The 8,456-nt window shown below is 67.3% G+C and carries 9 protein-coding genes and 1 pseudogene; 3 read left to right on the top strand and 7 right to left on the bottom strand.

What is annotated here, in order from left to right; all coding sequences use genetic code 11:
* The 5 genes from FV220_RS25875 to FV220_RS22735 form a co-directional block, all read right to left on the bottom strand.
* The coding region (locus FV220_RS25875) for a hypothetical protein (protein WP_210245969.1) at window positions 1-328 on the bottom strand (328 nt) is incomplete at its 3' end.
* Between the two features lie 80 nt (window positions 329-408).
* A complete protein-coding gene (locus FV220_RS22750; RefSeq protein WP_018045106.1) occupies window positions 409-600 on the bottom strand; it encodes a hypothetical protein in 192 nt (63 codons plus the stop codon).
* Window positions 601-724: 124 nt separating this feature from the next.
* Window positions 725-2,131, bottom strand: a complete 1,407-nt coding sequence (locus FV220_RS22745; RefSeq protein WP_018045105.1) for an ATP-binding protein — start codon at window positions 2,129-2,131, stop codon at window positions 725-727.
* Window positions 2,132-2,143: 12 nt separating this feature from the next.
* Window positions 2,144-2,869: a response regulator gene (locus FV220_RS22740; protein WP_018045104.1), complete on the bottom strand. Its 726-nt coding sequence runs from the start codon at window positions 2,867-2,869 to the stop codon at window positions 2,144-2,146.
* Between the two features lies 1 nt (window position 2,870).
* Window positions 2,871-3,467, bottom strand: a complete 597-nt coding sequence (locus tag FV220_RS22735) for a helix-turn-helix domain-containing protein (RefSeq protein ID WP_147833333.1) — start codon at window positions 3,465-3,467, stop codon at window positions 2,871-2,873.
* Between the two features lie 204 nt (window positions 3,468-3,671).
* On the opposite strand from FV220_RS22735, the gene FV220_RS22730 reads away from it, so the two are divergent.
* Window positions 3,672-4,559: a branched-chain amino acid aminotransferase gene (locus FV220_RS22730; RefSeq protein ID WP_056140863.1), complete on the top strand. Its 888-nt coding sequence runs from the start codon at window positions 3,672-3,674 to the stop codon at window positions 4,557-4,559.
* Between the two features lie 207 nt (window positions 4,560-4,766).
* Here the strand turns inward: FV220_RS22730 and katG are convergent, their stop codons facing one another.
* Complete coding sequence (katG, locus tag FV220_RS22725; RefSeq protein WP_147833332.1) at window positions 4,767-7,088, bottom strand: catalase/peroxidase HPI; 2,322 nt, start codon at window positions 7,086-7,088, stop codon at window positions 4,767-4,769.
* 330 nt (window positions 7,089-7,418) lie between these two features.
* Here katG and FV220_RS22720 point away from each other — a divergent pair, with 330 nt between their 5' ends.
* Together FV220_RS22720 and FV220_RS22715 are read left to right on the top strand one after the other, a co-directional pair.
* Window positions 7,419-7,664 carry a DUF3072 domain-containing protein gene (locus FV220_RS22720; protein ID WP_147833331.1) on the top strand — a complete coding sequence of 82 codons (246 nt, stop codon included), beginning with the start codon at window positions 7,419-7,421 and terminating at the stop codon, window positions 7,662-7,664.
* 134 nt (window positions 7,665-7,798) lie between these two features.
* Window positions 7,799-8,026, top strand: coding sequence for a Flp family type IVb pilin (locus FV220_RS22715; protein WP_056140408.1), 228 nt, complete (start codon window positions 7,799-7,801; stop codon window positions 8,024-8,026).
* A 15-nt stretch (window positions 8,027-8,041) separates the two neighbouring features.
* Here the strand turns inward: FV220_RS22715 and FV220_RS22710 are convergent.
* Window positions 8,042-8,456, bottom strand: a pseudogene (locus FV220_RS22710) (hypothetical protein); the annotation flags it as partial.

Genomic DNA, 8,456 nt, shown 5'->3' with positions numbered 1-8,456 from the left:
TCCTCGCCCTCTGCCTCGCGGCGGGCGGAGGGGGCGACTTTTCCTCGGCGGCCAGGGCCGGAAGCGACAGCGCTGCGACGCCCGCCGCGAGGCAGAGGGCGAGGATTCGAACCGTCCCCCGCCATCTCCGGGATTCGCCGATCTGCGCGATGGGCTCCCTCTCCTGGAAGGAGAGGGTTGGGGAGAGGTGCGTGGACTCTCCGAAAAGGTCGCACACCTCACCCTGTCCCTCTCCTTCCAGGAGAGGGGACCCGAGCGGCCCGCGAGATCTGCGACTATCGTCGTTCTGCCGGGCAGACACAGAGATGCGAGCGAGGGCGGCCTTCATGTCGTCCTCGATCCCATCGTCACCGTTGCGTCGGCGCAGAACCGGCCCCGCCACGGGGCCGGTCCGGAGACGCGGTCTTTTTAGCCTTCCGAGCGGGCGGCGAGCCGGCTCGCGCCGTAGGACAGGATCCCGGCGATGGCGAACAGCGCGACGAAGGTCTTCACGGTGGCGGTGAACAGCGCCGGCTCAATGCCGGTATCGGTGTAGAGCAGGAGGCCGATGGCGGAGATCGGCAGGAGCAGGACGATCAGGACGGGACCCAGCGGGTTCATGGCGTACTCGCGTATGTCGGGACCGGGGTTCGGCCCTTCTCTCTGTAAAGCGGCCCCGGTCATAGCATTGCTCAGCGCCCGAGGGGACACCCCGGACGCAACAAAATTCACAGGGATCGGACGGTCACGCCGGGATGCGGACGGTGGCGCGCAATCCCCCCAGCGGACTGTCGTGAAGGGCGACGTCGCCGCCATGGGCGCGGGCGATGTCGCGGGCGATGGCGAGGCCGAGGCCCGATCCGCCGGCATCCTGGCGCGCATCGTCGAGGCGGACGAAGGGCTTGAACACCTCCTCGCGGCTCTCGACGGCGATGCCCGGACCGTCGTCGTCGATGGAGACGAGGAAGGACCGCGCCTCCGTGCGGCCGCGAATCGCCACTGTCTCGCCGTACCGGGCCGCGTTGGCGGCGAGGTTGAACAGGCAGCGGCGGAACGCGTCCGGCCGCAGCGTCACCATGGCGCGGCCGTCGAACTTCACCTCGGCCACGTGGGCGCCGAGGCGCTCCACGTCGGTGCGCAGATCCTCCAGCATCGCCCGCATGTCGGTGGGCACGGCGGCCTCGCCGGAATCGCCGCGCGCGAAGGCGAGGTAGGCCTCCAGCATCCGGCTCATCTCGTCGACGTCGCGCTGGAGGTCTTCCACCTCCGAGGTCTGCTCCACCAGGGCGAGCGACAGCTTGAACCGGGTGATGATGGTGCGCAGGTCGTGGCTGACGCCGTTGAGCATGGTCGTGCGCTGTTCCATCGCCCGCTCGATGCGCCGCTTCATCTCGATGAAGGCGTGGCCGGCCTGGCGCACCTCGCGGGCGCCGCGCGGCCGGAACTCGATCTCGCGGCCCTTGCCGAAACTCTCCGCCACGTCGGCCAGCCGCAGGATCGGCTTGATCTGGTTGCGCAGGAACAGGATCGCCACGCCGAGGAGCACCAGGGACGAACCGCTCATCCACAGCAGGAAGATGTGCGAGTTCGAGGCGTAGGCCATGCTCCGCCGCGCGGTCACCCGCAGCACCCCGTCCGGGATCTCGACGCGGATCTCGATGAGGCTGGACCGGCCCACCGTGTCGATCCAGAACGGCCGGCCGATCTGCTTGGCGAGTTCCTCGGAGAGCGTCTCGTCGAGGATGGAGAAGAACGGGCGCGGCCCCGGCAGGGGGAGCTTGGCGCCTTTCAGGATGTCGAGGTCGAGGTTCAGCCGCGTGCCGGCGATGCGGGTGAGGGTGTCGGCGTCCTTGTCCTGGGGGTAGCTCTCGTAGACGTCGATCATCGCCGCCACGTCGGCGGTGACGGCCGCCGAGAGGCGGCGGGTCACGAGCTGCCAGTGCCGCTCCATGAAGGTGTAGGCGATGACCGATTGCAGCAGCACCACCGGGGCGATGATGATGATGAGCGAGCGCGCATAGAGCCCCTTCGGCAGGGCGTTGCCGATGGCGCGCGCGAGCCTCTTCCATATCCGGCGCGGATGCGGTCTCGCGCGCCAGGCGGCGGCGGTGCTGGTTCTGATCCGCGACAGGTTCAGGCCGGCGAGGGCCATGGCGGGTCTCGTCTAATCGATCGCGAGGCGGTAGCCGATGCCGCGGACCGTCTGGAGGAAGAGGGGGTTGCCCGGATCGACCTCGGTCTTGCGGCGCAGGCGGTTGATCTGCACGTCGATGGTGCGCTCCGCCGCGAGCCCGCCATTCCCGGCCAGCACGTCGCGGTCGACATTGCCGCCCTTGGCCTCGGCCAGGATCGTCAGGATCTCGCGCTCGCGGTCGGTGATGCGGATGGTCTCCTCGTCACGGCGCAACTCGCCCCGGTCGATGCGGTAGGAGAACGGCCCGAACGTCACCGTGGCGATGGTGCGGTCGGAGGGCGGCGCGCCGTCCGGGCGGCGCTTGATGATGTTGTTGAGGCGCAGGATCAGCTCGCGCGGCTCGAAGGGCTTGGGCAGGTAATCGTCGGCCCCGATCTCGAGCCCCATCACCCGGTCGTTGGGGTTGGAACGGGCGGTGAGCATCAGGATCGGCACCCGCGAGGTCTCACGCACCTGCCGGGCGTAATCGAACCCGTTCTCCCCCGGCATCATCACGTCGAGGACGAGGGCGTCGAAGACGAAGCTCTGCGCCCGCTGCCGGGCCTCCTCGACATTCCCGGCGGCCGTGACGCGAAACCCCTGTTCGTAGAGATAGCGCGACAGCAATTCGCGCACCCGCCGGTCGTCGTCCACCACGAGGATGTGGGGGGCGTGGTCGGGAAGCTCGGCGCGGATTCTCGGCTCCGGCGACGCCATGTCAGCGACGGCTCCGGGCGCGGCGCGCCATCAGGCTGGTCACCGCCGCGCGCTCTTCGGGTTCGATCATCGCCATGAGAAATCCCTGTGCCGCGGAAAATCCGTTTCCGTCCCGGGCGCCCGTCGGTTCGTCCGCCACCGGATCGGCGATGGCGCGGGCCACCCGCCGCACCTGGACCCGCGTCAGTTCCGCCGTGAGCGTCGCGCCCGTCTCCGAACAATAGAGCAGCCTCTGGCGGCGGTCGCTCCGGCCGGTCTTCTGCACGATGTGGCCCTGTTCGATCAAATCCTTGAGAACCCGGTTCAGACTCTGCTTCGTGATCCGCAGGATGTCGAGGAGTTCGGCGATGGTCAGGCCGGGGTAGTGATAGACGAAATGGAGCACCCGGTGGTGCGCCCGCCCGAAGCCGTATTCGGCCAGCATCCGGTCCGGGTCGCCGACGAAGTCGCGGTAGGCGAAGAACAGCAGTTCGACGAGGTCGTTCGTTACGCCCTCCGGAGCCGGACCTGACTCCGCCTGCCCGTCCTCCTCCTCGGACAGGGATAGGGGGTCCGGGCCCGTTGCCAGGGTGGATTGGCGCGTCACGTCCGGCGACATCCTCAATATACGTCAGTGTTGTTGACATATCTCAGGGGCGTTGATACCCGTCAAGCCTTACCGGGGCCGGCTCGCCGTAACGGCCGTCTTGCGGACCTCCGTCCTCGCGGATACTGCGCGGGGCATTGCCTGGCCATCGCGCCAACCCGATCGATCGACCCCGCAGGCGCGACGATGCGAGCCCGCGGATTCAAGGAATTCGTCATGTCCGTGATCCCGTTCGACGAACGCGAGGGCACCATCTGGTTCGATGGCGTGCTGGTGCCGTGGCGCGAGGCCAAGATCCACGTGCTCAGCCACGGCCTGCATTACGGCTCGGCGGTGTTCGAGGGCGAGCGCGCCTATGGCGGACGGATCTTTAAGAGCCACGAGCATGCCGAGCGCCTGCTCCGCTCGGCGCAGTACCTCGATTTCACGATTCCCTACGGCGTCGCCGAGATCGAGGCGGCCAAGGAACTCGTGCTCAAGACCAGCGGCCTCACCGACGCCTACCTGCGTCCCGTGGCCTGGCGCGGTTCGGAGATGATGGGCGTCTCGGCCCAGAACAACACCATCCACCTCGCCGTCGCCGCCTGGGAATGGCCGAGCTATTTCGATCCCGAGACCAAGATGAAGGGCATCCGCCTCGACATGGCCGATTATCGCCGGCCCGATCCGCGGACGATCCCCTCCGCCTCGAAGGCGGCCGGCCTCTACATGATCTGCACGATCTCGAAACACCGGGCCGAGAACAAGGGCTATGCCGATGCCCTGATGCTCGATTGGGAGGATTACGTCGCCGAATGCACCGGCGCGAACATCTTCTTCATCCAGGACGGCGTGGTCCACACGCCACTCGCCGACCGCTTCCTCAACGGCATCACCCGCCAGACCGTCATCGACCTCGCCCGTCGGCGCGGTTTCGAGGTGATCGAGCGGCGGATCAGGCCCGAGGAGATGGAGGGCTTCTCCGAGTGCTTCATCACCGGCTCGGCCGCGGAAGTGACGCCTGTCTCCGAGATCGGCCCCTACCGCTTCACCCCGGCCGCCATGACCAAGACGCTCATGGACGATTACACCGCCGAGGTTCAGCCGAAGGCGGTGGCGGCGTAGTTCGGGCCGCTCTTCGCGCGGTTGCATCCACGCATCCGGTGGCTCCCGCCACATGACGGCCTCGCCGTCACTTCGTGGGAGCCTGCGAGGGCGAGGGACAAGACGCATCCACATCGCGCGCCCCCGGTGGTGACGAGGCGGGGCCGTCCATCGCACGACCCCCGTCCCATTCAGGGAAGGGACGGGGGCGTCTAAGGCCGCCGTCGATCAGGCCGCCATCGGGCCTTGACGCCGGTGGCCCTTCACGTCGTAGCGGTCGAGCATCATTACCTTGTCCCAGACGCGCACGAAATCCGCCACGAACCGGCTCTGGCCGTCGCTGCCGGCATAGGCATCGGCGATGTTACGCAGCTGCGCGTTCGACCCGAAGATGAGGTCGTTGCGCGTGGCCTCGAACTTGGCCTGTCCGGTTTCACGGTCCTTGAGGGCGAAGGACGTTCCGTCCGCATCGATCTTCTCCCAGACCAGATTCGTGTCTGTCAGGGTGCGGAAGAAGTCCGTCGTCAGCACGCCCACCCGGTCGGTGAAGATGCCCCGGTTCGAGCCGTCGTGATTGGCGGCGAGCGCCCGCAGGCCGCCGGTCAGCACCACCCATTCCGGTGCGGTCAGCGTCAGCAGGTTGGCCTTGTCGAGGAACAGTTCCTCCGGCGACAGGCTCCGCGTCATTGCCCCGAACCCGTCATCGACGTAGTTGCGGAACCCGTCGACGACGGGTTTCAGCCACTGGAACATCTCGATGTCGGTCAGCTCCTGTGTGGTGTCGACCCGGCCGGGCATGAACGGCACCTGCGTCTCGACCCCGGCATCCCTGGCGGCCTTCTCCACGGCGGTACAGCCGGCGAGCACGATGAGGTCGGCCAGCGAGACCTGCTTGCCGTCGGTCCGGCCATGGTTGAACTCCGCCATGACCCCACGGAGCGCGTCGACCACGGGCGCGGCCCGGCGGTTGACGGCCCAGTCCTTCTGCGGGGCAAGGGCGAGCCGGCCGCCGTTGGCGCCACCGCGCTTGTCGCTGTCGCGGTAGGTCGAGGCCGCCGAGAAGGCGGTGAAGGCCAGATCCGAGACCGACAGGCCCGTGGCCAGGATCGCCTGTTTGAGGGTGGCAACCTCGGCCTCGCCCACTGGGGCATAGGCCGCATCGGGGATCGGATCCTGCCAGAGCAGACCGTCCTCGATCGTCACCTCCGGGCCGAGGTAGCGGTGCTTGGGCCCCATGTCGCGGTGGGTCAGTTTGTACCACGCCTTGGAGAAGGCCTGCGTGAAGGCGTCGAAGTCGTTGAGGAACTTCTCGCAGACCTTGCGGTATTCCGGATCGACCTTGAGGGCGATGTCGGAGGTCATCATCATGAGGGGATGCGACTGCCCCGCGACATGTGCGTCGGGCGTCCGCGGCGCGCTCGGGTCTTTCGGTGTCCATTGCAGGGCGCCGGCCGGACTCTTGGTCTGCTCCCAGTCGAACTTGAAGAGGTTCTCCAGGTAGGCATTGTCCCATTGGGTCGGGTCGGGGGTCCAACTGCCCTCGATGCCGTTGGTCATCGTGTCCTTGCCGGCGCCGGTGCCGTTCGGGTTGTGCCAGCCGAGGCCCATCGCCTCCATCGGCGCCATCTCGGGCGGCGGTCCGATCTCCTTGGCGGGGGTCATGCCATGGCTCTTGCCGAAGGCGTGGCCGCCGGCGATGAGCGCCACGGTCTCCTCGTCGTTCATGGCCATGCGGGTGAACGTCACGCGGATGTCGTTGGCCGAGCCCTGCGGGTCGCCGTTGGCGTAAGGCCCCTCGGGGTTCACGTAGATCAGCGCCTGGTGGGAGGCGGCGAGGGGGTTCTCCAAGTCGTAATCGGCGTCGCCATTCTTGCCGCGCCAGCGCTTGTCCCGGTTGACCATGTCGTCGAAGCTCGACACCGAGCCCATCTCGACGACCTCCGGACCCCAGTAGGTGGCGTTGTCCGCCTCCCAGGCGTCGAGGCGCCCACCGGCGAAACCGTAGGTCGGCAGGCCCATGATTTCCAGGGCGCAATTGCCGGTGAGCACCATCAGGTCGGCCCAGGAGAGGGCGTTGCCGTATTTGTGCTTGATCGGCTGCAGGAGGCGGCGCGACTTGTCGGTGTTGCCGTTGTCCCACCAGCTCGAGATCGGCGCGAAACGCTGCATCCCGGTGCCGGCGCCGCCCCGCCCGTCCGCAATGCGGTAAGTGCCGGCCGAGTGCCAGGCCATGCGGATCATCTGCGGGCCGTAATTGCCGTAATCGGACGGCCACCACGCCACCGACGAGGTGAGGAACTGCTTGATGTCGCTCTTGAGCGCGTCGAGGTCGATGGTCTCGAACGCTTTGGCGTAGTCGAAATCCGGTCCGAGCGGATCGGCCGCGAGGCCGTTCTGATGCAGGAGCTCGACCCTCAAGCGGTGCGGGTACCAGTTCTCGAGGGCCGGGCGGCTGCCGAGGGCTCCGCCGATGCGGTCGCCTCCGAACGGGCATTGGCCCGCCATCGGGTACGAGTCGGTATTCGTCTTGTCGATCGTCATCTCGTTCATCTACATTTCCCTGCGCGCAGAACCGGCGGCACCGGATGGATCGGACCGCCGGTCCGTCGCCGGCGTGAGGCGTGCGACACCCTGAGAGACGGCGACGCTCGCGCCATCCGGCGCCTTGAGCGAAATCTGGCGCGCGTCTCGAAAATCAAGGTGTCGTCGCCGTCCAGGCGGGCTCGACCGCCACCAAGGCGCCCTGGGACATGCCGCCTCACATCTGCGCGAGTCGACGACGAGGCCTCGAATCCTCGCCCCGGGGACAGGCGCGACGGCGCGGAACTCATCGGCGAGGCCCTCGTTATGAAGAGAACAATTCATGAACGAGGTTGCGCGATGACGAAGAAGCAGGCGACGGACGAGAACGAGAACCCGAAGACGGCCGGTGGCGACGCATCGAACCGGATCAAGGATCCGAGCGAGTGGACCACGGGCGACGAGCCGATGACCGGCGCGCAGGCCTCCTACCTCAAGACCCTGTCGGAGGAGGCGAAGTCGCCGGACGCGTTCGAGCCCGATCTCGACAAGGCCGAGGCTTCCAAGCGCATCGACGCTCTCCGCAAGGAAGCCGGACGGGGCTGATCCGCCCTCATCCTCGGTTTCCGCTGCTTCCTGAGTGGAGAAGCGGGCGTTTTACGGGAAACGTTTAAACGGGCGGCAACGATTTCCGGCGTAGGACAACCTGCGCCGGCTTCGTCGAGGATAGCCCCACTTCCATGACGAACCGCGAGACAATTCGGGCGACGCAGCGGGATCGGGCTCGATCCCGTGTCCCGGGCCTCGCCGCCCGGTTCAAGCGGGACACGTGCGGCACGACGGCGATCGAATACACGCTGATCACCGGACTGATCTTCCTGGCGATCGTCACGGCTCTCCACCTCTATGCCGACAGCGTCGGCGCGATGTACAAATATATCGGTGACGCCATCGCCCGGAGCACGTGAGGCTTCGCGCGACGCTCAGCGCCGTGTCGGGCCGGGTTTTGCGGCGGGTTTCGCCTTCGACGGATCCATGGCCGTCATGCCGTCGCGCCACAGGCTGTCGAACAGGCTCTGCATCGTCCGTGCGTTCTCCTGCTGGGCCTCCAGCCCGGACTGGAACATCTGCTGCAACAGGTCGAACGGGTTGAGCGGGGAGGCTTGCGCCGCTTCGGTGGTCCTCGTGCCCGAGGCGGGTTTGGAACCCGACGCAGCTTTCGAACTCGCGGATGGGCTGGGCTCCGGGAAGAAGCGCGCCGGTGGCAGGCTTCTCTGGGCCGGGGTTGCGCGGGAAGACGTCACGTCCTTGGGCGCGGACAGCATCGAGCCGCCCGCCGCCATGAACGTGTTCATCATCTCCGTCCAATAGGGATGGGTCGGGATGCCGAAGGGGGAG

Origin of the sequence: Methylobacterium sp. WL19 (genome assembly GCF_008040005.1) — a bacterium.
GTDB classification, from domain to species: Bacteria; Pseudomonadota; Alphaproteobacteria; order Rhizobiales; family Beijerinckiaceae; genus Methylobacterium; species Methylobacterium bullatum.
The sequence above is the reverse complement of the archived record's forward strand: the minus strand, read 5'-3'. Positions and strand labels throughout refer to the sequence as shown.